A 25411-nucleotide genomic window follows, 5' to 3' on the forward strand; every position below is an offset into this window, starting at 1 on the left:
CCGCGCCCCCCGGCGCGCGCGCCCCCCCCCACCCCCGCCCTCCAACCCCCGGGGGGTTCTTGAACTGCCCGCCGCCCCCCCCGGGGGGGGGGGCCCCCCCCCCCCCCCCCCCCCCACCACCGGCGTATCCGCTTACGGTCGTCCCGCTGTGAGTCGCCGAACCAACGGCGGCCGCCCACAAGGGAGATCGGGGGTGTACTCGTGCGGATCGGACTCCTCACCGACGGTGGTTATCCGTATGCGTCCGGTGAGTCCAGACTCTGGTGCGACCGACTGGTGCGCGGTCTCGCACAGCACGAGTTCGATCTCTTCGCGCTGAGCCGTACCGCCGAGCAGGAGGCCCAGGGCTGGGTCCGCCTCCCCGAGCAGGTCAGCCGGGTCCGTACCGCCCCCCTCTGGACCGCCGACGAGGACACCCTCGGACTGCACGCCCCCCGGGGGTTCCTCGCCCGGCTGCTGGGCGGCGGCAGCGCACGAACGTACGGACGGCGCGAACGACGGCGCTTCACCACCCACTTCACCTCCCTCGCCACCGCGGTCTGCGCGGCCGACGCCACCGGCGACGGGCGCGAGGGGGCACCGGCCGCCCCCGACGCGGACCCGGCGGCGCGGCGGCGCGCGGACGCGCGGTTCACCGAGGGGCTCTACGGACTGGCCGAACTGGCCTGCGAGCACGGTGGACTGCCCACCGCCCTCCGCTCCGAGACCGCCGTCCGGATCCTGGAGACCGCGAGCCGCGCCCCCGGCACCGGGCGCACGGTCCAGACCGCCACCGTGCCCGACCTCCTCGCCTTCGCCGCCGAACTCGACCGGGTGCTGCGTCCTCTCTCCCTCGACTGGTACGACGACGAGAGCCTCGGCGCCGTCGACCTCTGCCACGCGGCCTCGGGCGGTGCCGCCGCACTCCCGGGGCTGCTGGCCAAACGCTTCTTCGGGGTGCCGCTGCTGGTCACCGAGTACGCCGTCCAGCTCCGGGCGCAGTACCTCGCGGCCGGCGGGGCCCCGCTGAGCGCCCCGGTGCGCGCGCTCCTCGCGAACTTCCACGGCAGGCTCGCCGCCGAGGTCTACCGGCAGGCCGCGCTCATCACCCCCGGCAACACCCACGCCCGCCGCTGGCAGGAGCGCTGCGGTGCCGATCCGGCCAAGGTGCGCACCGTCTACCCGGGGATGGAGTCCGCACGTTTCGCGGCGCTCGGCGAGAGCGAGGACGGCGGCGGACCGGACACCCTGGTCTGGGTCGGGCGGATCGAGCCCGCCAAGGACCTGCTCGGCCTGCTGCACGCCTTCGCCGAGGTGCGCAGGGCCGAGCCCGGCGCCCGGCTGCGGATCATCGGCGCGGCGGCGCAGGGGCCGGAGGGCGCCGGCTATCTCGCCCGCTGCCGGGCCCTGGCCGGTCAGCTCTTTCCCGACGAGGCGGCCGACGCCCCCACCGCCGGGGACAGCCCGGTCTCCTTCGAGGAGATCGGCGACGCCGAGGTCCCCGACCTCGCCCAGGCCTACGGCGCGGGCGGGGTGGTGGTCCTCTCCAGCGTGGTCGAGGGCTTCCCCATCAGCCTGGTCGAGGCCATGTTCTGCGGCCGGGCCACGGTGTCCACGGACGTCGGCGCGGTCGTCGAGGTGATCGGCGGTACGGGCCTGGTGGTGCCCCCGCGCAATCCCCGGGCGCTCGCGGACGCCTGTCTGGCGCTGCTGCGCGACCCCGAACGCCGTGCGCGCCTGGGCGCCGCGGCGCGCGCCCGCGCACTCGAACTCTTCACCGTGGAACAGAACCTCGCGGCATTTCGCGGCATTTACCTGGAGCTGATCGCGCGGTCGCCGGTGCGCGCCGTCCCCGGGCCGGTGGCCGACGAGGAGTCGCGCCCCTTCGCCACGCCGCCGGAGGCCCATGTCCTCGGGCTCTGGCCGGAGGACGGCGCGCCGTTCCGCCGCGAGCCGGACGACCGGACCCCGAGCTGGGCCGGTCAGGGCGTCGGGGCCGGTGCGCGCGGTGCGGGGGACGGCGATGTGTGACCAGGAGACGGCCGCGACCGGCCGTCCGGACCGACCGGGACCGGCCGGCGCACCCGGTGTGTGCGGCGCCCCCGGTGACAAGCGCGGAGGGACGACGATGGGCCGCCCAACCGAGGTGCCCGAACCACTCGGCACCCCGATGACCAGCACCAACGGCGAACACCGCTCGGGCGGAACGGCCGCCGGAACGCTCGTCGCCGACCTGGCCGACCTCTCGGAACCGGCGTGGGGGAGCTCCGAGGGCCCCGCGGCTCCCGGGAGCGGGGCCGGGGCAGGGAGCGGGAGCCGCAAGGGGACCGGTGGCGGCCTCGCGCCGGACGGGCTGGGATCCGCGTCGGACGGGGTGGGATCCGCGTCGGACGGGCTGGGGTCCGTGCCGGACGGGGTGGGATCCACGTTGGACGGGGTGGGATCCGCGTCGGACCGGGTGGGATCCGCGTCGGACGGGCTGGGGTCCGTGCCGGACGGGGTGGGATCCACGTTGGACGGGGTGGGATCCGCGTCGGGCGTCGCGGGATCCGCGCCCGACCCGGCGTCCGCCCTGGACCCGAGCGGCGAGGCCCCCGCCATGGGCGAGGCCGACGAGCCCCACGATACGAACGGGGCCCGGCCCTCGCGCACACCCGGGCCCGCCCGCGCCGGAACACTCGGGCCCGCCCCCGCCGACGCCCTCGATCCCGATCCCGTACAGGCCGCTGCCGTACGTACCGACGCCGTGGGTGCTGACGCCGACGCCGCAGCCGTACGTACTGCTGCCGACACCGACACCGACACCGACACCGACGCCGGCCCCGATGCCCCACGGGGCGGTCCCGACGCCGGGACCGAGGCCGACTCCCTGCCGCCGGGTGACGCGAACCCCGACGCTCCCGCCGTCCGCGCGCCCGGGACCGGCCGCGGCGGGGCCCCGCGCGGGCTCTCCACCGGGGGCCGGGGCCCCGTCGACCCGGTGAAGGCGCTGATGCACCGGCATCGCGCACTCTGCGAACGTGCCGTCGACCCGCTGGAGATCGCCGCCGGGCTGGAGGCCCACGGCGTCACCGACCGCACCGCCGCCCGCTACCGGCACCGGGACGTGTTCTCGCTCGCCGAGGAACTCTTCGCACGGGTCCCGGGTGTGGCGGGGGAGAGCGCGGAGGCGCCCTGCGCACCGGCGCGCGACGTCGAGACGCGCGCCGCCTGGTCGCTGCGGGCCCTGCTGCCCGGGGCCGCCTGCCTGGCGACCTTCGTGACCCTGCGGCTCACCGACGGTGTCCTCGGCGGCGGAGCCAGGCTCGCCGTCGGCGGGGGCGGCGCGCTCCTCGCCCTCGTCTGCCTCGCCGTCGCCCTGCGCAGCGGTCCGCTCAGTGCCCGCGGCCGGGCCACCGGTGCCACCGGCCCCCTCTGCTGCTGGCTCCTCGGCTACGTCGTCTACGGCGAGGCCTTCCTCCACCAGGTGCTCACCGGCGGACCCGAGGGCCCGTGGGACCTCACCCCGGCCCCGCTGCTCGGCCTCGCCGTGGCGCTCGCCCCCGCCGCCTGGTGCGCCCACCTCTTCTCCGTGCACGCCCACCGCAGGCTCCGCGGCAGCCGCGCGCTGGAGGAGTTCGCCGCCGGTGTGCGCCCCCTGCTCTTCGCCGCCGTCGCCGCCTTCCTCTGTGTGCTGGCCGTCCTGCTCCACCTGGCGGGCCTCGGGGCGGGTCCGGGCGGTTCGGCCGTCGGGGCCGCCGCGCTCGGTGTCCTGCTCCTGCTGGCCCGGCTCCTCACCGTGCACGGCTTCCCGGAGCCGGCCGCCACCGGGCTCGGCGTCGCCTGCGCCGTCGAGGCCGCCGCCCCTGCCCTGATCCTGGCCGGCCAGCTGCCCGGACTCGACCTCGTCGCCCGCCCCGTGCGGGCGCTCGTCGAGGCTGGGGGGACCGGTGCCGTACCGGCCCTGGCCTGCGCCGCGGCCGCACTCGGCCTGCTGGTCACCGCCACGGCCGCCCTGTCCCGGGCCTCCGCCCACACCGCCCCCTGAGGCGGCCCCAGACGCCCCGCGGAGCCGACGCCGCGGGTTTCCCTCCCCATCGCAACTTCCCCAAGGAGACAACGGACATGACCCCCCAATACCCCGCACCGGCAGCCCGCCGTCGGCACCGAGGGGGCGCACGATGAGGGTGCTGCTGCTCGGAGCCAACGGCTTCCTCGGCCGGTTCGTCGCCGACCGGCTGCTCGCCGACCCGGCCGTCCACCTCACGGCGCTCGGCCGGGGCGACGACGCCGACGTGCGGTTCGACCTCGCGGGCGGCAGCCCCGGAGCGCTCACCCGCTTCCTGGACGCCGTCCACCCCGGAGTCGTCGTCAACTGCGCCGGCGCCATCCGGGGGGGCGCCCGCGACCTGACCCGGCACAACACCGTCGCCGTCGCCACCGTCTGCGAGGCCATGCGGCGCAGCGGCTGCACCGCCCGCCTGGTCCAGGTCGGCTGCTCCTCGGAGTACGGGCCCTCGCAGCCCGGCTCCTCCACGGCCGAGGACGCGATCCCGCGCCCCGGCGGCCCGTACGGCGTCAGCAAGCTCGCCGCCACCGAACTGGTCCTGGGCTCCGGCCTGGACGCGGTCGTCCTGCGGGTGTTCTCGCCGGTCGGCCCCGGCACCCCGGCCGGTTCACCGCTCGGCCGGCTCGCCGAGGCGATGCGCCGCGCCATGCAGGCGGGCGACGGCGAGCTGAAGCTCAGCGGGCTCGGTGTCCAGCGCGACTTCGTCGATGTGCGCGACGTCGCGCGCGCCGTGCACGCCGCCTCGCTCTCCGCCGCCCAGGGCGTCGTCAACATCGGTACCGGCCGCGCCGTGCGCCTGCGCGACGCGGCGGCCGTCCTCGCCAAGGTCGCCGGATACGCGGGCGCACTCCACGAACTGGACGCGCCCCCCGCCCGGCTCCCCATCGGCGCCCCCCGCACCTCCGCCGAATCGGTCATGGAGCACCTCTCCGCGACGCCCTCCCCCTACCCGGACGGCTGCGGCGCCTGGCAGCAGGCGGACGTGCGCACCGCGCGCGACCGGCTCGGCTGGCGCCCCCGGATCAATCTGGAGGAGTCGCTGGCCGATATCTGGATGGAGGCGGCGTGCCGTATCTGACCCGTACCGGCACCGTCCCGCGGGCCGGTGGCACCGAACGGTTCGGCTTCGGCGTCCCCGGCTGCGCCCATCCGCTGCTGGCCCCGGCCGAATGGGCCGAGCTGGCCCGCCCCGGCACCCCGCTGCACTGGGCGGTCCTCGACGTCGACAACGGCCCGGGGACCCGCCCCGACCCGCACTGCCTGGACGCCGCGGGCCGGCTGCGCAACGCCAGGGAGCGGGCGGAGCACGACGCCGGACCACGCGACACCGTCCGCGCCTCGGCCGGCCGGCTGCTGGGCCGGCTCGACCTCGGGCACGGCACCCGCCCCTTCGGCGAACTGCTCGACGACGCCCGCTGCTATCTGGAGTGGTACCGCGTCGACGGCTTCTACCTCGACCGCTGCCCGGCCGGCCGCCCCGGCCTGCCGGGCGTGCGGCGCCTCACCGCCACGCTCGCCGCCTTCCTGGCGGAGGCCCGCGGCGGCCGCCCCGGCCATCTCGTACTGGGGCACGACACCCACCCGTATCCCGGATACGCGGAGGCCGCCGACCAGCTCGTCACCTTCCGCGGCGCCTGGTCCGACTACCGCTGGTCGCAGGTGGCGGAGTGGACCGCCGACTATCCGCCGAGCCGCTTCGCCCACTTCGTCCACGGGGTGCCGCGCACCCACCTGGACGAGGCGATGCGGATCGCCCGCTGGCAGGGTGCCGGGACGATCTTCTTCACGGACCGGACCACGGACGCCGCACCCGGTCGCGGATCCGGGGGAGCACCCGGCGGCGGACCCGGACAAACCGATCCATTCGCGACGCTGCCCAGGTACTGGGACGAAATCGTCTCGCGGATCGGACCTCATATCTCGGAATGAGAAGGGGCGTGGCAGTGTTACGGCAAGAACAACCGTACGTAGTCGAAGTACGTAGAAACCGACCACCTGCATTGTTGAGGTTCCTGTGTCGCTGCCACCCCTGGTCGAGCCAGCTGCTGAGCTCACCGTCGACGAGGTCCGCAGGTACTCCCGCCACCTGATCATCCCGGACGTCGGGATGGACGGGCAGAAGCGGCTGAAGAACGCGAAGGTGCTCTGTGTCGGCGCCGGCGGCCTCGGTTCGCCGGCCCTGATGTACATGGCCGCCGCCGGTGTCGGCACGCTCGGCATCGTGGAGTTCGACGAGGTCGACGAGTCGAACCTGCAGCGCCAGGTCATCCACAGCCAGGGTGACATCGGCAAGTCCAAGGCCCTGTCGGCCAAGGAGACCGTGCAGGGGATCAACCCCCTGGTCAACGTGGTCCTTCACGAGGAGCGGCTGGAAGCCGACAACGTGATGGACATCTTCTCCCAGTACGACCTGATCGTGGACGGCACGGACAACTTCGCCACCCGCTATCTCGTCAACGACGCGGCCGTCCTGCTGAACAAGCCGTACATCTGGGGCTCGATCTACCGGTTCGACGGCCAGGCGTCCGTCTTCTGGTCCGAGCACGGTCCCTGCTACCGCTGCCTCTACCCGGAGCCGCCCCCGCCGGGCATGGTGCCGTCCTGCGCCGAGGGCGGTGTCCTCGGTGTGCTCTGCGCCTCCATCGGCTCCATCCAGGTCAACGAGGCCATCAAGCTGCTCGCCGGCATCGGCGACCCGCTGGTCGGCCGGCTGATGATCTACGACGCCCTGGAGATGCAGTACCGCCAGGTCAAGATCCGCAAGGACCCGAACTGCGCGGTCTGCGGCGAGAACCCCACCGTCACCGAGCTCATCGACTACGAGGCCTTCTGCGGCGTCGTGTCCGAGGAGGCCCAGGAGGCGGCGGCCGGTTCCACGATCACTCCCAAGCAGCTCAAGGAGTGGATCGACGCCGACGAGAAGATCGAGATCATCGACGTCCGCGAGCCGAACGAGTTCGAGATCGTCTCGATCCCGGGCGCGACGCTGATCCCGAAGAACGAGTTCCTGATGGGCAACGCCCTCCAGGACCTCCCGCAGGACCGCCGCATCGTCCTGAACTGCAAGACCGGCGTCCGCAGCGCCGAGGTCCTCGCGGTCCTCAAGTCGGCGGGCTTCGCCGACGCGGTGCACGTCGGCGGCGGCGTGATCGGCTGGGTCAACCAGATCGAGCCCGAGAAGCCGGTGTACTAGTGCCCCTCCCGGCAAGCTTTGCCCCGTCGCGCCGCCCAGCACGCACGCTCGCCGCGTTGGCCGAAAGCCCTGGTAGCTCCGCTACAAGGACTTCCGGCCGCCTTGCGATCGCACGCACTGGACGACGCTCCTCACGGGGCAAACATTGCCGGTCACGGCACTAGAACGACGCGAAGGGGCCGGTCCGCACCTCACGGTGCGGGCCGGCCCCTTCGCCGTGTCCGGGACCCGGGCCCCTCACGAACAGGTCGTGCCGTACTTCGGCACCTTCCCGTTCAGGAAGTACGCGTCGACCGTCGTGGTCACACAGCTGTTGCCGCCGTACGCGCCGTGCCCCTCGCCCTTGTTGGTGACCAGCACGCCGACGCCCTTGCCGAGCTTGTCGGCCATCCTGCGGGCGCCCTCGTACGGTGTCGCCGGATCGCCCGTCGTCCCGACGACCAGGACCGGACCCGCGCCGGGGGCGCTCGCCTCCGGGGTGAGGTGCTCGCCCGCCACCGGCCAGCCCGAGCACCAGCCCGCCGTGTCCCAGGCCAGGAACGGACCGAAGACCGGGGAGATCCGGGTGAACTCCGGCAGCAGCGCCTTCGCCTGCTCCACCGTCGGCCGGGCCTTGCTGTCCGCGCAGGAGATCGCCCGCTGCGCGTGGTTCTGGGTGTCGTAGCGCCCGCTGTCGTCCCGGCCGTTGTACGAGTCGGCGAGCCGCAGCAGCATCGAGCCCCGGCCGCGCTCCGCCTCGTCGAGGGCCTGGGTGAGCGTCGGCCAGCTCTCCTTCGAGTACAGCGGCAGCACGATCCCGGTGATCGCCATCGACTCGTTGAGCGTGCGGCTCGTCCCGGTCGGCAGCGGCTTCGCGTCGATCCGCTTCAGCAGGGCGGCGATCCGCCGGGTGCCCTTCGCCGGGTCCTGGCCGCGGTCCTTCAGATAGTTGTCCAGCGCCCGCTGGAAGCCGATCGTCTGGTTGCGGGCGTGGCCCGTGCTGTCGGCGGTCGGGTCGACGACGGCGTCGAGGACGGTCCGCCCCACCTGCTTCGGGAACAGGTGCGCGTACGTGCCGCCCAGCTCCGTCCCGTACGACATCCCGAAGTACGTCAGCTTCCGGTCGCCGAGCACCTGCCGGATCAGGTCCATGTCGCGGGCCGCGTTCGTCGTGGTGACATGGGGCAGGACCTTGCCCGAGAGGCGCGCGCACCCCGCCCCGAAGTCCGCGCCGTCCTTCATGAACGCCGCCGCCTCGGCCGCCGTGTCCGGCGTCATGTCGACGTCCCGGTACGCGATGTCCTGCTCGCGGTCGCTCCGGCAGCGCACCCCGGCGCTCCGCTCCACCCCGCGCGGGTCGAAGCCCACCAGGTCGTAGCGGGTGTTCAGCGTCCCGTAGCCGCCGGCGGCGCGCGGCAGGATCGACACCCCGGAGCCGCCCGGGCCGCCGAAGTTGAACAGCATCGAGCCGAGCCGGCGCCCCTTGTCCCGGGCCGCCTTGCGGATCAGCGCGATGCCGAGGGTGTCCCCGTCGGGCCTGGCGTAGTCCAGCGGCACGCGGACCGTGGTGCACCGCCATGCCGAGCCCGGGGCGCTGTCGCCCTCGGGGGCCTTGCAGCGCTTCCAGTCCAGCCGCTGGCCGGTGAGCGAGGCGGGCAGCGGCCGCGCGGCGTCCGCGGCGGGCGAGGCCGACGCGGCGGGGGAGGGGGACCCGGGCGGGGAGGACGACGACGATGCCCCACCGCCGTCCGCCCGCTCACCCGGCTTGTCGTCCGACCCGTCCCCGCAGCCCGCGAGCGCCCCCGCCAGCAGCAGTGCGGCGGCGGCCAGCGCCCCGGTCCGTGCGTGTACGACCACGTGTACGTCCCTCCCCCTGTGACTGCCGCTCGGCAGTGCGCCCCATCGTAGGCGCGGCCCGGGAGCCGGCTAACCGCACACCGTTCCGGCCGGCGGCACCTTCCCGTCCAGCAGATAGCCGCCCACCGCCTTCTGCACACAGGCGTTCTTGCTGTTGTACGCCCCGTGGCCCTCGCCCTTGTACGTCATCTCCACGCCGACGCCGTCGCCCAGCGCCCGCGCCATCGCCCGCGCGCCCGCGTACGGGGTGGCCGGGTCGCCGGTGTTGCCGATGACGAGGACCGGGGCCGCGCCCGGCGCGCTGACGTCCGGGTGGTTCCAGACGCCCTCGACCGGCCAGTCGGTGCAGCCCATCAGGCCCCAGCCGAGGTAGTCGCCGAAGACCGGCGAGGCCTCGCGGAAGGCGGGAAGCCTCTCCTTCGTCCCGTCCAGGGTGAACCGCTGCTTGGAGTCGGCGCAGTTGATGGCGGTGTTGGCCGCGGCGGAGTTGTCGTAGTGGCCGTCCTCGGAGCGGCCGTTGAGGGAGTCCGCGAGGGCGAGGAGCAGTCCGCCGTTGCCTCCGTCGGCCTCGTCCAGGCCCTGTTCCAGCAGCGGCCAGGTCTCCTTGGAGTACAGGGCGGCCGCGATGCCGGTGGTGGCCTGGGTCTGCGTCAGCTTCCGGTCGCCCAGCCCCGCGATCGGCCGCTTCTCCAACTGGTCGAGGAGGACCGCGACCCCCTGCTCGACCTCCTGCGGGGTGGCGCCGGGCAGTTTGCAGGCGTCGCCCCGGTCCACACAGTCCTGCGCGAAGTTGTCCAGGGCGAGCTGGAAGCCCCTGGCCTGGCCGAGGGCCGACTCCTCGGCGTCCTCGGTCGGGTCGACGACCGCGTCCAGGACCGCCCGGCCGACCTTCTCGGGAAACAGATGCGCGTAGACGCCGCCCAGTTCGGTGCCGTACGAGATGCCGAAGTAGTGCAGCTTGTCGTCCCCGAGGACCTGGCGCATCAGATCCATGTCGCGGGCGGCGTTCGTCGTGCCCACGAAGGGCAGTTCCTTGCCGGAGTTCTTCTCGCAGGCCGCCGCGTACGCCTTCGTCTGCTCGGTGAACGCCTTCTCCTCGGCGGGGGTGTCCGGTGTCCCGTCGCCCTGGAAGCGCTTGTCGAGCTGCGCGTCGTCCTCGCACTCCACCGCGGCGCTGCGGCCGACCCCGCGCGGATCGAAGCTCACCAGGTCGTAGCGGGTGCGGAGCTTGTCGTACGTGGTGCCGAAGGCGGGCAGCGTGGCGACACCGGAGGCGCCGGGGCCGCCGAAGTTGAAGACGAGCGAGCCGATCCGCTTCTTCCCGTCGAGGGCACGGGCGCGGACGAGGGCCAGTTCGATGGTGTCGCCGTCCGGGCGCGCGTAGTCGCGCGGGACCTTCATGAACGAGCACTCCCACACGGCCCCGCCCGGCAGCGGCGAGGGCGAGGCACCGCCGCCCTGGGCCTGCGAGGGGGCCGGGCACGGCGTCCACGCCAGGCTCTGCGAGGAGAGCGAGGACGGGGTGGTGGACGCGGCCACGATCTCGGCCGTGCGCACCGTCCCGTCCGGCAGCTCGGTGCCCTCCTTGTCACCGCCGTCCGAGCAGCCGGTGAGCGGAAGGAGCACGGTCGCGGTGGCGGCGAGGGCGGCGGCACGCAGGGCGGGGGAGGTCCTCATCACCCCATCGTGCGGCGGCGCCCCGGGGGGTGCACGGGGCGCCGGTCCATGCGGGTCAACCGGCCGGGGCCGGTCCTACAGCTCGCCCTTGCGGGTCAGATGGTTGAAGCACAGCCAGCCCGGGAGCACCGGCAGCCACAGCGTCATCAGACGGAACAGCAGCACGGCGGGCGCGGCGACCTCCTTGGGCAGACCGACCGCGATCAGACCCAGCGTCAGCGCGCCCTCGACCGCGCCCATGCCGCCCGGTGTCGGGGCCGCCGAGCCCAGCGCGTTGCCGGCCAGGAACACCACCGCGATGCTCGCGTAGCTGAGGTGCGGGGTGTCCGGACCGCTGAACGCCCGGACCGAGGCGTCCAGACACATCACGAACACACCGGTCAGCAGCAGCATCCCGCCGATCCCGGTGAGCAGCTTCTGCGGTCGCTGCACCACGTCCAGCATGCGCGGCACGACGCCCGCGAACAGCGACCGCACCCGGGTCACCACGAACTTCCGCAGGAACGGGATGGCCGTCACCACCAGCACCAGCACCGCGACCGTCAGCAGACCCGCGATCACCGTCCTGGACGGGGTGAGCGAGGACGGCGTCTTCTCCGTCCCCGTCAGATAGCCGAACGCGGCCAGCAGCACGATGTGGCAGCCCAGACCGAACAGCTGCGAGGCGCCGACACTGGCCACCGCGAGCCCCGGACGCACCCCCGACCGCTGGAGGAAGCGGGTGTTCAGGGCCACGCCGCCCACCGCGGCCGGTGCCACGATCTTCACGAACGAACCGGCCACCTGGGCCAGCACCGTCTTCCCGAACGGCACCCGCTCGGGCACGAAGCCCAGCAGGCTCATCGCCGCCGCCAGATAGCTGAGCGCCGAGAAACCGAGCGCCGCCGCCACCCAGCCCCATTCCGCCTGCTCCACCACGGCCCCGAAGTCGGCCTCGGTGACCTGCGAGATCAGGAAGTACGCGGCGATGGCACCGGCGATGAAGCTGAACAGGGTGCGCGGCTTGATCCGCTCCAGCCGGACCGGCTCGACCGGGGCCTGCGGCCGGATCAGCAGCACCTCCTGGCGGATGCGGGAGAGCAGATCCTCCTCGCGGGCGCCGTCCAGCGCGTCGTCCATGGCCCGTTTCTCGGCCTGCTTCTCGGTGCGCTGCGACTTGCGGGCTGCCTTGCGCCCGGTGCCCCTGGCCAGCTCCGCGTCGTGCGCCCGCGCCCGCTTCGCCGCGTCCGACGCCTCCAGCACGGCCTCGCGCTCGCGCTGCGAACGCTCCCGGGCCAGCCGGCGCAGCTGAGCCCGGGTGGACCGGCTGAGCGCGATCGGCTGGAGCAGCGGCAGACAGTCCGCGACGGCGTCCGGCCCCAGTACCTCCAGCGCCGCCGCCACCGCCCGCTCGGGACCGATCCGCAGCCCCGTCGTGGTGAGCAGCTGCGCCACGTCCATCCGCAGGACCAGATCGCCCGCGGCGATCTCGCCGCCGCGCAGATCGGTGACGAAGACCGTGCCAAAACGATCCACCAGCACGGCGTCGCCCGTGAGCCTGCGGTGCGCGATGCGCCGCGACTGGAGCGCCTTCACCTGGTGCCAGGCACCGCGCACCAGCGCGTCGGTGATCTCGTCGTCCTCCAGCGCGTCCAGGGAGCGCCCGCCGATGTGCTCGTAGACCAGCATCACGGCGTCCGGGCCCAGCTCGGAGGTGGCGATCAGCTTGGGGGCGTTGGCCCCGGCGGCGATCGCCGCGTACGCGAGCAGCGCCTCCTGCTCCAGGGCCTGGCGCAGCGACTGGATCGACCGCCGCTGGGTGATGCCGCGCAGGGTCAGCCGGCGCCACACCCGGTAGAAGAAGCCCTGGGCCTGCTGCTCGCGGTCCACGACCGTCACGTCCAGCGGCGGTCCGTCCTCCAGCGAGACCAGATAGCGGCGCCCCCGGTCGCCCTGGTCGACGAAGTCCGGCGCGTCCTCGGCCCGTATGGCGCTGACCGGACGGAACCCCACATGGCGCAGTCCGGCCATCAGATGCTGGCCGGTCGGCCGGACGTTGGGCGAGCCGACCGCGTACAGCGTGCCGTACGCGACGGTCCAGCCGATGAGCACGGTCAGGACGATGGAGAGCGGTGTCGTGTACCCGCCCACGAGCATGGTGAAGGCGTCCAGCAGCAGCACCATCCACAGCACGACCCGCCAGCGCGGCCGTCTCGCCATGCCGACGGCCGTCATATACGCGATCACCGGGGCGAGATAGCCGTGGACCGGATCGGTCAGCTCGGCGCCGGGCTGCGGCTGGGTCAGCGCGTCCTGGATGGTGCCGGAGGCGGACTTGGACACCCAGAGGTCCGTGGCGAGCGTCACCCCGTGCGCCAGCACGGCGGCCAGCACCCCGTCGGCGATCCGCAGCCCGTCGCGTTTGACCAGCCGCTCGATGGCGAAGGCCACCGGGACGAGCAGCACGGCGATGCTGGAGACCAGACCGGCCAGCTTGATGAGGAGGTCGGGCGCCTGGCCGGTGCCCTTGTTGATGTCCTGTTCGAGACCGGTCGTGGTGCCGTGGGCGAACGCGGCGACGGAGAACAGCACGACGATCGCCAGCACGCCGACGAGCAGCCGCAGCAGATCGGAGGGGCGGTGCACCCGGGCCGGCAGCAGCGGTTCGTCGCCCGAGACCCGGTCGGCACCCGTCTCGTCGGCGGTCGCGAGCGTCGACCCGGACGGATGCTCCGCGGGGGCCCGCGGAGCCGTGTCCGGCCGCCGCTCCGCCTCCTGGGGGCGCGGCTCGGCATCAGAGGCGTCGGCCGCCTTCGGTGGCTGCACGCCCTGCTCCTTCGTCGCCTCTGATGGGTCTTCGTGTTCTCGTATCACCGGTCACCGTCCGCACGATGGTGGCACGGTCGCCCCGCGGAGGGGGGCATCAGGGTGGGATGCCCCGATGCGCGATGCGCAACATACGCTCCATTCCCCCCGCCCGCACACTTCGTGAGGACGCGGACGGAGGTCCGCCCGCACTGTCGGTGGCGTACGGCAGGATGGGCCGGATGAGCGAACCTTCGACCGCCGACGCGCTGCCGGAGTACGCGGAGCGCGTGCTCGACGTCGCCGAGCTGATCCCGCCCGGCCGCGTCATGACCTACGGCGACGTCGCGGAGTGGCTGGGCGACGGCGGACCGCGCCAGGTCGGCCGGGCCATGGCGCTGTACGGGGCCGCGGTGCCGTGGTGGCGGGTGGTCCGCGCCGACGGGACGCTGCTCCCCGGCCACGAGCTGCGTGCGCTGGATCACTACCGCGAGGAGAACACCCCGCTGCGCGAGGCCCCGCGCGCGGCGCAGGGGCACGTGCCGCGCCTCGACATGCGGCGCGCGCGGTGGGACGGCGTGCCCGGGGGGCCGGCCGGTGCCGGCGGGGAAGCTCACACCTGACAGCTTCGGCCATCCGGACGCCCAACCGGCGGAGCCGGGTCCGTACGACGGACAGGGAGTACGGGGCGTACGCGCGCCGCGCCCCTCCTCGGGCGCCCGCGACGGGCCGGAACCACCGGGCGGCGGCGGCCCGCACCCCGGCGTCCCGGCGGAACGTGACGATCCACGCACCTGTCCCGCCCCGATCCGGGCCCCGGCCGGAGTAGCGTCGTCAGTTCGCGGCATCCGTCGCACCCCGAACCCCGGCATGCCCAGCAGCCCCGCAGACCCACCAGGACCGGCGATCCCCACGTGAGCTCCTCCTCCACCACCCGGCACAGTCCGCACCGTCCGACACGGCGCCGGACCGCGGGCGCGTACCGTCTGGTGCGCACCCGGCCGGGCTCCGTGGAGCCCCCCCTCCTGGACGCGGCGCAGCGCGCCGTGGTTGATCACCCCGGCGGACCGCTGCTGGTCCTCGCCGGTCCCGGCACCGGCAAGACCACCACGCTCGTCGAGGCCGTCGCGGCCCGCGTCGACCGGGGCGCCGACCCGGCCCGGATGCTGATCCTCACCTTCAGCCGCAAGGCCGCCGTCGAACTCCGCGACCGCATGGCCGCCCGGCTCGGCGCGCTCCGCGGCCCGCAGGCCACCACCTTCCACTCCTTCTGCTACGCCCTGGTCCGGGCCCATCAGGACGCCGATCTGTTCGCCGACCCGCTGCGGCTGCTCTCCGGCCCCGAACAGGACGTCACCGTCCGCGAGCTGCTGGCCGGCCAGCTCGACCTGGAGAAGGAGGGGCTCTCCGGCATCCGCTGGCCCGAGGAACTGCGCGCCTGTCTGACCACGCGCGGTTTCGCCGACGAGGTGCGCGCGGTGCTCGCCCGCAGCCGTGAGCTGGGCCTCGGCCCCGACGCGCTCGCGGACTTCGCCCGCCGCACCGGCCGCCCCGACTGGGGCGCCGCCGCCGCCTTCCTCGCCGAGTACCTGGACGTCCTGGACGCCCAGGGGGTGCTCGACTACGCGGAACTGGTCCACCGGGCCGTGCTCCTCGCCGAGCGCCCGGAGGTGGCGGCGGCGCTGGCCGGCCGCTACGACACCGTTCTTGTCGACGAGTACCAGGACACCGACCCGGCCCAGGTCCGGCTGCTGCACGCGCTCGCCGGGAACCGGGGGAGCACCCCGGGCGGCGGCGGGGGCCGGGACCTGATCGCGTTCGGCGACCCGGACCAGTCGATCTACGCGTTCCGGGGCGCCGATGTGAACGGCATCCTGGACTTCCCCGAGCGCTTCCGTCGCGCCGACGGCGCCCCCGCACCCGTCGGCGTCCTCACCACCTCGCGCCGCTCCGGCGAGGCGGTGCTGGCCGCGACCCGGCTGCTGACCCGGCGGATGCCCCTCAACCGGCTGCCGTCGGCGAAGGTCCGCGCCCACCGCGAGCTGGCCGCCGTCCGCGAGGGCGGCGGCGTGGAGACGTACACCTACCCGACCGCCTCCGCCGAACTGGAGAACATCGCCGATCTGCTGCGCCGGGCCCATCTGGAGGACGGGGTGCCGTGGCGCGAGATGGCCGTGCTGGTGCGGGCCGGCGGCCGGACGATCCCCGCCGTCCGCCGCGCCCTGACCTCGGCGGGCGTCCCCCTGGAGGTCGACGGCGACGACCTGGCCCTGCGCCACGAACCTGCGGTCGCCCCCCTGCTGACCGCCCTGCGCACGGTCGCGAAGGCCGCACTGCGACGGGGCCGGGACACGGAACCCGCCGACGGCGCCGGGACGGCCGGGGAGACCGTCGACGAGAGGACCGAGGAGGCGTCCGACGCCCCGCCCGTCACCACCTGGCTGGACACCGAGACCGCGCTGACCCTGCTCTCCTCGCCGCTGGGCGCCATGGACGCCGCCGATCTGCGCCGGCTGGGCCGGGCCCTGCGCGACGAGGAGCGCGACGCCGGCAACCGGCTGCCCGCGCCCTCCGGCGAACTGCTCGCCCGCGCGCTCGCCGAACCGGAGCGGCTGGTGACCCACGATCCGGCGTACGCCCGCGGTGCCCAGCGCCTCGGCGCGCTGCTGCGCGCGGCGCGCGAGCTGCTGGAGCGCGGCGGCACCGCCGAGGAGGCCCTGTGGGAGCTGTGGTCGGGCACCCCGTGGCCGGCCAGGCTGGAGCGCGCGGCCCTGCGCGGGGGCGCCGCCGGGCGCAACGCGGATCGCGACCTCGACGCGGTGTGCGCCCTCTTCGAGACCGCGGCCCGCGCCGAGGAACGCACCGGGGGGCGGGGCGCGCTCAACTTCCTCGAAGAGGTCGACGCCCAGGACATCGCCGCCGACACCCTCACCCGCCGCGCGGTGCGGCCCGACGCCGTACGCCTGATGACCGCCCACCGCTCCAAGGGCCTGGAATGGCGCCTCGTCGTCGTCGCCGGGGTGCAGGAAGGGCTCTGGCCCGACCTGCGGCGCCGGGGTTCGCTGCTCGAAGCCGACCGGATCGGCCGCGACGGCATCGCCGAACCCCTCACCCCGGGCGCCCTCCTCGCCGAGGAGCGCAGGCTCTTCTACGTGGCGGCGACCCGCGCCCGCGACCGCCTCGTCGTCACGGCGGTCAAGGCCCCGGCCGACGACGGCGACCAGCCCTCCCGTTTCCTCACCGAGCTGGGCGTCGAGCCCCGCGACGTCACCGGCCGCCCGCGCCGCCCCCTCGCCGTCGCCGCGCTCGTCGCCGAACTGCGCGCCACCACCGTCGACCCCGACGCCTCCGAAGCGCTGCGCGAGGCCGCCGCCCACCGCCTCGCCCGGCTCGCCGCGCTGGCCGACGACGAGGGGCAGCCGCTCGTCCCCTCGGCCCACCCGTACCGGTGGTGGGGGCTGCACGAACCGACCCGCTCGTCCGTTCCGCTGCGCGACCGGGACCAGCCGGTGACCCTCTCCGGCAGCGCCCTGGACCAGCTGGCCCGCACCTGCGCGCTCCAGTGGTTCCTGGGCCGCGAGGTGAAGGCCGACGCCCCGGCGACCGCCGCCCAGGGCTTCGGCAACGTCGTCCACGTCCTGGCCGACGAAGTGGCCTCCGGCCGTACGCCCGCGGATCTGGCCGTCCTCCTGGAACGGCTCGACTCGGTCTGGGACGGGCTCGCCTTCGACGCCCCCTGGAAGTCGGGGCAGGAGAAGGAGCAGGCCCGCGTCGCCCTCGAACGCTTCCTGCGCTGGCACGTCATGGACCGCGCCGGCCGCACCCCGGTCGCCAGCGAGCACGACTTCGACGTGACGCTGGAGGCGGGGGAGTACGAGGTGCGCATCCGGGGTTCCATGGACCGGGTCGAGCGCGACGCCGACGGCCGGGCCTACGTCGTCGACTTCAAGACCGGCAAGCAGGCCCCGACGAAGGACGAGGTGGCCCGCCACCCGCAGCTCGCCGTCTACCAGCTCGCCGTGCGGGAGGGTGCCGTCGACGAGGCCTTCGACGGCACCCGCCCCGAGCCCGGCGGCGCCGAACTCGTCCAGCTGCGCCAGGCCGCCCCCAAGAAGGAGGGCGGCGACACCGCGCCCAAGGTGCAGTCCCAGCAGCCGCCCGACACCGAGTGGGTCTCCGACCTGTTGGCGACCGCCGCGGGACGCGTCCTGGACGAGCGCTTCACCCCGTCGGCCGGTCAGCACTGCACCCACTGCGCGTTCCGCGCCTCGTGCAGCGCGCGGCCGGAGGGCCGGCACGTCGTGGAGTGAGGCCCGTACCGCGCGGGACGCGGCCGGGGCCCCGTCCCGTCAGGCCTTGCGGGCCACCACCCCGTACACGCTCACGTCCGCGTCCGTGACGTCGTTGATCCGCTGGTAGCGCGTACGGTCCAGCGCGTCCAGACCCGCCACGAACTCCGGGTCGGGATCGGCGGCCTCCGGCAGGTCCACGACCTCCTCGGGACGCCACCGGTGCACCGGAACGACACCCGGCTCCAGCATCTCCAGGCCGTTGTCGGTGACGAAGCGCTCCACCTGGGCGTGCGAGCGGCGGACCATGGCGAAACCGCGCTCCTTGAACGCCTTCGTCACCTGCCCGACCTGCTCGGGGTTGAGGTCCGAGCTGACATTGCTCAGGATCAGGTGGCTGCCGGGCGCCAGGGCACCGACCAGCCGCTCGACGATCGGGTACGCCTCGTCGTCCTCGATGAAGTGCAGCACCGCGGCGAGCACCAGGGCGACCGGCCGGTCCAGGTCCAGGGTGCGGCGGGCCGCCTCCAGGATCGTGTCCGGATCGCGCAGATCCGCCTCGATGTAGTCGGTGCGCCCCTGCGGACCGCTGGTCAGCAGGGCCTGCGCGTGGACGAGGACGACCGGGTCGTTGTCCACGTACACCACCCGCGCGTCCGGGGCGATCGCCTGGGCGATCTGGTGCACGTTCTGCTGCGTGGGGAGCCCCGTGCCGACGTCCAGGAACTGCCGCACCCCGGCCTCGGTCGCCAGGGTCACCGCCCGCCGCATGAAGTCCCGGTTGTGCCGCACCGTGAGGTATCCGCGCGGATTGGCGCGCAGCGCCATGGCCGCGGCTTCCCGGTCCGCCGGATAGTTGTCCTTGCCGCCGAGGAAGACGTCGTAGACCCGTGCCGGGTGCGCCTTCGTCGTGTCGATGCGCTCCCGGAGTTCCGCGGCGTCCGGGGCGGGTGCGTCGGCGCTCATATGACCGTCCTCATAAGGCTGTTGATGCGACAGGCAGTCAATGTAGACGGTGAGCGGGGGCGGAGGTTGTCGGTGGGGCCGGTTAGCCTCGGTGGAGTGTCCCCTCGCCTCACCGATCCCGAGCAGCTCAAGGAGCTCCTGGGGATCCCCTTCACCCCGGAGCAGACCGCGTGCATCGTCGCGCCGCCCGCCCCCCAGGTGATCGTCGCCGGCGCCGGGTCCGGCAAGACCACGGTGATGGCGGCGCGCGTGGTGTGGCTCGTCGGGACCGGGCAGGTCGCCCCCGAGCAGGTCCTCGGCCTCACCTTCACCAACAAGGCGGCCGGCGAGCTGGCCGAGCGCGTCCGCAGGGCCCTGCTCGCCGCCGGGGTCACCGACCCCGACACCCTCGACCCGGACGACCCCCCGGGCGAGCCCGGCATCTCCACGTACCACGCCTTCGCCGGGAAGCTGCTCACCGACCACGGGCTGAGGATCGGGCTGGAACCCACCACCCGCCTCCTCGCCGACGCCACCCGCTACCAGCTCGCCGCCCGCGTGCTGCGCGAGGCCCCCGGCCCGTACCCCGCCCTGACCAGGTCGTTCCCCACGCTCGTCAGCGATGTGCTGGCCCTCGACGCCGAGCTGGCCGAACACCTCGTACGCCCCGAACAGCTCGCCGCGTACGACACCGGGCTGCTGCACACCCTGGAGAGCGCCCGGCTCACCAACGCCGACCTGCGGAAGATCCCGGAGACCGCCGGGGCCCGCCGGGAGCTGCTCGCGCTCACCCGCCGCTACCGGGACGCCAAGCGCGCCCGCGACCTCCTCGACTTCGGCGACCAGATCGCCCTCTCCGCCGAGCTGGCCCTCACCCGCCCCGAGGTCGGCGCCCTCCTGCGCGAGGAGTACCGGGTGGTCCTGCTCGACGAGTACCAGGACACCTCCGTCGCCCAGCGGCTCCTGCTCTCCGCCCTCTTCGGCAGCGGCCCCGACGGCGTCCCCACCGGCCACGCCGTCACCGCCGTCGGCGACCCCTGCCAGGCCATCTACGGCTGGCGCGGCGCCTCCGTCGCCAACCTCGACGACTTCCCCCGCCACTTCCCGCACGCCGACGGCACCCCTGCCGCCCGGTACTCCCTCAGCGAGAACCGCCGCAGCGGCGGCCGCCTGCTGCACCTCGCCAACGGGCTCGCCGCCCCGCTGCGCGCCATGCACGAGGGCGTCGAGGCCCTGCGCCCCGCCCCCGGGGCCGAGCACGACGGCCTGGTCCGCTGCGCCCTGCTGCCCACCCACGCCGAGGAGATCGCCTGGCTCGCGGACTCGATCGCCCATCTGGTGCGCACCGGCACCGCGCCCGGCGAGATCGCCGTCCTGTGCCGCACCGCCGGGGACTTCCCGCAGATCCAGGCCGCGCTGGTCGCCCGCGACGTCCCGGTCGAGGTCGTCGGCCTGTCCGGACTGCTCCACCTGCCCGAGGTCGCCGACCTCGTCGCCGTCTGCGAGGTCCTCCAGGACCCGGGGGCCAACGCCTCCCTGGTCCGGCTGCTCACCGGCCCCCGCTGGCGGATCGGCCCGCGCGACCTGGCCCTCCTCGGCCGCCGCGCCCGCCTCCTCGTCCACCGGGCCGCCCACGGCGAGGACGCCGACCCCGACCGCAGGCTCGCCGAGGCCGTCGAGGGCGTCGACCCGGCCGAGGTCATCTCGCTGGCCGACGCCCTGGACACCTTCCTCGACTCCGGCGGCGAGGACGACCGGCTGCCCTTCTCCGCCGAGGCCCGCGTCCGCTTCGCCCGGCTCGCCGCCGAACTGCGCGAGCTGCGCCGCTCGCTCGCCGACCCGCTGATGGACGTGCTGCACCGGGTGCTGGCCGCCACCGGCCTGGAGGTCGAGCTGTCCGCCTCCCCGCAGGCCCTGGCAGCCCGCCGCCGCGAGACCCTGGCCAACTTCCTCGACGTCGCCGCCCGCTTCGCCGCCGTCGACGGCGAGGCCACCCTGCTGGCCTTCCTCGCCTTCCTGCGCACCGCCGTCCAGTACGAGAAGGGCCTCGACAACGCGCTGCCCGGCGGCGAGAACACCGTCAAGGTCCTCACCGCCCACAAATCCAAGGGCCTGGAATGGGACGTGGTGGCCGTGCCCGGCCTGGTCACCGGCCAGTTCCCCAGCAGCAGGGCCCGCGAGGCCTGGACCACCCAGCCCCAGGTACTCCCGCACGCCCTGCGCGGCGACACCGCCACCCTCCCCGCCCTGGACACCTTCGACGCCCGCGGGCTCAAGGCCTTCAAGGAGGAGATGAAGGGCCACCAGAACACCGAGGAGCTGCGCCTCGGCTACGTCACCTTCACCCGTCCCCGGAGCCTGCTCCTCGGCTCCGGCCACTGGTGGGGCCCCGACCAGAAGAAGCCGCGCGGCCCCTCCGCCTTCCTGCACGCCCTGTACGACCACTGCGCCGCCGGCCACGGCGAGATCGAGGCATGGGCGGACGAGCCCGCCGAGGACGCCGAGAACCCGTCCCTGGACGGGGCCGCCGCCGACCACGCCTGGCCGCTGCCCCTGGACGGCACCGCGCTCGCCCGCCGCCGCGCCGCCGCCGACCTGGTCATGGCCCATCTCACCGCCCTGGAGTCCGGCGGCCCGGACGCGCTTCCGGGCGAGGCCGTCCCCGAGGAGCCCTGGGCGGACGACAGCCTCTTCGCGGACGGGGCCCCGTTCCCGGACGAGGAACCGTTCCCCGAGGACGAGCCGTTCCCGGACGACGGGCCGTTCCCGGACGGGGAGCGGCCCGCCACCGTGCCGGCGTACGACGGGAACGTCCCCGTCCCCGGCACCGCGTCCCTTCCCGGCGGGGCATCCCTCCCCGACGAGGGACCCGGCCCCGACGACGCCCCCGCCCCCCGGCCGGTCGCCCCTCCCGCCCCCGTCCGGACGGACCTCCCGCACGTCCCCGCGGCCCGCGCCCCCGAGCGGGCGCACGGCCGGCTCACCCCGGAGGAGGCCCGCACCCTGGCCTCCTGGGACCGTGACCTCGACGCCCTCGCCGGAGAGCTGCGCCGCGCCCGCGCCACCGTGCGCGACGTCCTCGTACCGGCCTCGCTCTCCGCCACCCAGCTGCTGCGCCTGGCCGACGACCCGGCCGGCTTCGCGCAGGAGCTGGCCCGGCCCATGCCCCGGCCCCCGCAGCCCGCCGCCCGCCGCGGCACCCGCTTCCACGCCTGGGTCGAGTCCCGCTTCGAGGAGCTGCCGCTGCCCCTGCTCGGCCCCGACGAACTGCCCGGGGGCGACGAGAACGACACCGACATCGCCGACGAGCGCGATCTCGCCGAACTGAAGGAGGCCTTCGAGCGCACCCCGTACGCCCGGCGCACCCCGTACCGCGTGGAGACCCCGTTCCAGATCACCCTGGCCGGCCGGGTGATCCGGGGCCGTATCGACGCCGTGTACCGCACGGGCGACACGTACGAGATCGTCGACTGGAAGACCAGCCGCACCCTCACCGCCGACCCGCTCCAGCTCGCCGTCTACCGGCTGGCCTGGGCCGAACTGCACGGTCTGCCGCTCACCGACGTCACCGCCACCTTCGTCTTCGTCCGCACCGGCGAGTGCGTCCGGCCGGCCCGGCTCCCGGGCCGGCCGGAGCTGGAGCGGATCCTCTTGGACGAGCCACCGCCCGCGGCCCGATAAGCTGAAGGTCATGAGCGACACCCCGGACAACGCCGTCCGTACGTACACCGAGCAGCACCGCGCGGCCTTCCTCGACGACCTCGCCGAGTGGCTGCGCATCCCCTCCGTATCCGCCCAGCCGGAGCACGACGGGGACGTACGGCGCAGCGCCGAGTGGCTGTCCGCCAAGCTGAAGGAGACCGGCTTCCCGGTCGCCGAGGTCTGGGAGACCGACGGCGCGCCCGCCGTGTTCGCCGAGTGGCCCTCCGACGACCCGGACGCCCCCACGGTCCTCGTGTACGGACACCACGACGTCCAGCCCGCCGCCCGCGAGGACGGCTGGAGCACCGACCCCTTCGAGCCGGTGATCCGCGACGGACGGATGTACGGACGGGGCGCGGCCGACGACAAGGGGCAGGTGTTCTTCCACACGCTGGGCGTCCGCGCCCATCTCGCCACCACCGGCCGCACCACCCCCGCCGTCCACCTCAAGCTCCTTGTCGAGGGCGAGGAGGAGTCCGGTTCCCCGCACTTCCGGGCCCTGGTCGAGCAGCGGGCCGGCCGCCTCGCCGCGGACGCCGTGATCGTCTCCGACACCGGCATGTGGGACGAGACCACGCCGACCGTCTGCACCGGCATGCGCGGCCTCGCCGAGTGCGAGATCGAGCTGCGCGGACCGGACCAGGACATCCACTCCGGATCCTTCGGCGGAGCCGTCCCCAACCCGGCCACCGAGATCGCCCGGCTGGTCGCCGCGCTCCACGACGCCGACGGACGGGTCGCGGTCCCCGGTTTCTACGACGGGGTGGCCGAGCTGACCGAAACCGAACGCGCCCTCTTCGCCGAGCTGCCCTTCGACGAGGCGACCTGGCTGCGCACCGCCCGGTCCGGTGCCGCGTCGGGCGAGGCCGGATACTCCACGCTGGAGCGCATCTGGGCCCGCCCCACCGCCGAGGTCAACGGCATCGGCGGCGGCTACCAGGGCGCCGGCAGCAAGACCATCATCCCCTCCGCCGCCCGCGTGAAGATCAGCTTCCGGCTGGTCGCCGGCCAGGACCCCGACCACGTCCAGCGGGCCGTCCGCGCCTGGGCCGAGTCCCGCGTCCCCGCGGGAATCAGCCGGACCATCACCTTCCTCCCGGCCACCCGGCCCTGCCTCACACCGCTGGACCACCCCGCCCTGCAGGCCGTGGCCCGCGCCATGGGCCGGGCCTTCGGCCGGAAGATCCTCTTCACCCGCGAAGGAGGCTCGGGACCCGCGGCGGACCTCCAGGACGTGCTCGGCGCCCCCGTCCTCTTCCTGGGCATCTCCGTACCGTCCGACGGCTGGCACGCCCCCGACGAGAAGGTCGAACTGGACCTCCTGTTCAAGGGTGTGGAGACCACCGCCCATCTCTGGGGCGAACTGGCGGCCGCACTCCGCTGAATCCTGAACACCCGATCCATCCCGGGGGAGTAGGAAGCACCTGTGAGCACCTTCGACAACGCCACCACGGACCGTCCCATCGGCCTGACCGCGCCGAGCGGCATCGACCGCGCCGCGCACCACCGCCTCGACGAGGCCTGGCTGGCCGCCGCGTGGAGCCACCCGACGACCCGGGTCTTCGTCGTCTCCGGAGGGCAGGCGCTGATCGACGACACGGAGGACGGCACCGAACTCGTGATGACCCCGGCCTTCGAGGCCCCGGTCACCGAGACCCACCGCTACTTCCTCGGTACGGACGCGGACGGGGTCAGCTACTTCGCGCTCCAGAAGGACTCGCTGCCCGGCCGCATGGACCAGTCGGCCCGCCCGGCCGGTCTGCGCGAGGCCGGACTGCTCCTCGGCCCCCGCGACGCCGGACTGATGGTGCACGCGGTGGCGCTGGAGAACTGGCAGCGGCTGCACCGCTTCTGCTCGCGCTGCGGCGAGCGCACGGTGATCGCGGCCGCCGGCCACATCCGCCGCTGCCCCGCCTGCGGCGCCGAGCACTACCCCCGCACCGACCCGGCGGTCATCATGCTCGTCACCGACGACCAGGACCGCGCGCTGCTCGGCCGCCAGGTGCACTGGCCCGAGGGCCGCTTCTCCACCCTGGCCGGATTCGTCGAGCCCGGTGAGTCCATCGAGCAGTCCGTGGCCCGCGAGGTGTTCGAGGAGGCGGGCATCACGGTCGGCGAGGTCGAGTACCTGGCCAGCCAGCCCTGGCCCTTCCCCTCCAGCCTGATGCTCGGCTTCATGGCGCGGGCCGAGACCTTCGAGATCAACGTCGACGGCGAGGAGATCGAGGAGGCCCGCTGGTTCTCCCGCGAGGAACTGACCGCCGCCTTCGAATCGGGCGAGATTCTGCCCCCGTTCGGCATCTCGATCGCCTCCCGCCTGATCGAGAGCTGGTACGGCAAGCCGCTCCCGAAGCCGGTCCGCGCGAGCTGACCGGCTCCCGGTACGGGCACGAACGCATCCGCCCGCCGTTTCCCGCCCTTGCGGACGGGAAACGGCGGGCGGTCGTGGTCCGGCTCCGCGGACGGCACCGGACCGGACGGTCGGATCAGGCGCCGATCTTCTGCTTGACCTGGGCCAGCGAGGGGTTCGTCAGGGTCGAACCGTCCGGGAAGAGCACGGTCGGAACCGTCTGGTTTCCGCCATTCGCCTTCTCGACGAAGGCCGCCGACTCCGGGTCCAGCTCGATGTTGACCTCGGTGTACGCGATGCCCTCGCGGTCCATCTGGCCCTTGAGCCGACGGCAGTAGCCGCACCACGTGGTGCTGTACATCGTCACAGTGCCCGGCATGTCTTCGCGCTCCTCTGTCTCATACGGTTCCGGCACCCCGCCACGCCCCGTCACTGTCCGATCCCTCACGTCCGGACCGCCGGGGCGCGCGTTGCCGCACGGAAGGGGAACGTACGTGACCTGGCCACCATTCCCGCGACCGCCCCCGGGTGTCCGGGATTACGCCGTGCCGGAACGCCCCTCCCGGGACCCGCGCCGGTCCTACTAATACGGCACCCCTGTGGACAGA

15 protein-coding genes are annotated in these 25411 nt (G+C 74.2%); 10 read left to right on the top strand and 5 right to left on the bottom strand.

The annotated features are described in order from the left end of the window. Positions 1–201: 201 nt before the first annotated feature. The 5 genes from ACFVDM_RS08190 to moeZ all read left to right on the top strand — a co-directional run bounded on the left by ACFVDM_RS08190 (position 202) and on the right by moeZ (position 7220). Positions 202–2010, top strand: a complete 1809-nt coding sequence (locus ACFVDM_RS08190; protein ID WP_383634710.1) for a glycosyltransferase — start codon at positions 202–204, stop codon at positions 2008–2010. Between the two features lie 568 nt (positions 2011–2578). Beyond that, positions 2579–4006 carry a hypothetical protein gene (locus ACFVDM_RS08195; RefSeq protein WP_383635411.1) on the top strand — a complete coding sequence of 476 codons (1428 nt, stop codon included), beginning with the start codon at positions 2579–2581 and terminating at the stop codon, positions 4004–4006. A gap of 133 nt (positions 4007–4139) precedes the next feature. Then, positions 4140–5105, top strand: coding sequence for an NAD-dependent epimerase/dehydratase family protein (locus ACFVDM_RS08200; protein WP_383634712.1), 966 nt, complete (start codon positions 4140–4142; stop codon positions 5103–5105). Further along, positions 5093–5956 (top strand): spherulation-specific family 4 protein, encoded by an 864-nt coding sequence (locus ACFVDM_RS08205; protein WP_383634714.1) that lies wholly within the window; start codon positions 5093–5095, stop codon positions 5954–5956. The genes ACFVDM_RS08200 and ACFVDM_RS08205 overlap by 13 nt, the downstream gene beginning before the upstream one ends. A gap of 85 nt (positions 5957–6041) precedes the next feature. Beyond that, positions 6042–7220 carry an adenylyltransferase/sulfurtransferase MoeZ gene (gene moeZ / locus ACFVDM_RS08210; RefSeq protein ID WP_383634716.1) on the top strand — a complete coding sequence of 393 codons (1179 nt, stop codon included), beginning with the start codon at positions 6042–6044 and terminating at the stop codon, positions 7218–7220. A gap of 237 nt (positions 7221–7457) precedes the next feature. Here the strand turns inward: moeZ and ACFVDM_RS08215 are convergent, their stop codons facing one another. From ACFVDM_RS08215 to ACFVDM_RS08225, 3 genes are all read right to left on the bottom strand, one after another. Further along, positions 7458–9056 (bottom strand): alpha/beta hydrolase, encoded by a 1599-nt coding sequence (locus ACFVDM_RS08215; protein ID WP_383634718.1) that lies wholly within the window; start codon positions 9054–9056, stop codon positions 7458–7460. A gap of 69 nt (positions 9057–9125) precedes the next feature. Beyond that, positions 9126–10733, bottom strand: coding sequence for an alpha/beta hydrolase (locus tag ACFVDM_RS08220; RefSeq protein WP_383634720.1), 1608 nt, complete (start codon positions 10731–10733; stop codon positions 9126–9128). 75 nt (positions 10734–10808) lie between these two features. Next, a complete protein-coding gene (locus ACFVDM_RS08225) occupies positions 10809–13538 on the bottom strand; it encodes a lysylphosphatidylglycerol synthase domain-containing protein (RefSeq protein WP_383634722.1) in 2730 nt (909 codons plus the stop codon). A 221-nt stretch (positions 13539–13759) separates the two neighbouring features. Here ACFVDM_RS08225 and ACFVDM_RS08230 point away from each other — a divergent pair, with 221 nt between their 5' ends. Next, a complete protein-coding gene (locus ACFVDM_RS08230; RefSeq protein WP_383634724.1) occupies positions 13760–14140 on the top strand; it encodes an MGMT family protein in 381 nt (126 codons plus the stop codon). Positions 14141–14431: 291 nt separating this feature from the next. After that, a complete protein-coding gene (locus ACFVDM_RS08235) occupies positions 14432–17827 on the top strand; it encodes an ATP-dependent helicase (protein ID WP_383634726.1) in 3396 nt (1131 codons plus the stop codon). Positions 17828–17866: 39 nt separating this feature from the next. Here ACFVDM_RS08235 and ACFVDM_RS08240 read toward each other — a convergent pair whose 3' ends face one another. After that, positions 17867–18772 (bottom strand): SAM-dependent methyltransferase, encoded by a 906-nt coding sequence (locus ACFVDM_RS08240; protein ID WP_383634728.1) that lies wholly within the window; start codon positions 18770–18772, stop codon positions 17867–17869. A 96-nt stretch (positions 18773–18868) separates the two neighbouring features. Here ACFVDM_RS08240 and ACFVDM_RS08245 point away from each other — a divergent pair, with 96 nt between their 5' ends. Genes ACFVDM_RS08245 through nudC form a run of 3 tightly spaced genes read left to right on the top strand, consistent with a single transcriptional unit; the run spans position 18869 to position 24824 of the window. Then, positions 18869–22432, top strand: a complete 3564-nt coding sequence (locus tag ACFVDM_RS08245; RefSeq protein ID WP_383634730.1) for a UvrD-helicase domain-containing protein — start codon at positions 18869–18871, stop codon at positions 22430–22432. 10 nt (positions 22433–22442) lie between these two features. Beyond that, a complete protein-coding gene (locus ACFVDM_RS08250; protein ID WP_383634732.1) occupies positions 22443–23837 on the top strand; it encodes a dipeptidase in 1395 nt (464 codons plus the stop codon). A gap of 42 nt (positions 23838–23879) precedes the next feature. Then, the gene (gene nudC, locus ACFVDM_RS08255) at positions 23880–24824 is read left to right on the top strand and encodes an NAD(+) diphosphatase (RefSeq protein WP_383634734.1); all 945 of its coding nucleotides are present in this window, start codon (positions 23880–23882) and stop codon (positions 24822–24824) included. A 115-nt stretch (positions 24825–24939) separates the two neighbouring features. On the opposite strand, the gene ACFVDM_RS08260 is transcribed toward nudC, so the two are convergent. Then, positions 24940–25182, bottom strand: coding sequence for a mycoredoxin (locus ACFVDM_RS08260; RefSeq protein WP_073744993.1), 243 nt, complete (start codon positions 25180–25182; stop codon positions 24940–24942). Positions 25183–25411: the final 229 nt, after the last annotated feature.

The sequence above is a fragment of the Streptomyces sp. NPDC057682 genome (assembly GCF_042799575.1).
GTDB lineage: Bacteria > Actinomycetota > Actinomycetes > Streptomycetales > Streptomycetaceae > Streptomyces.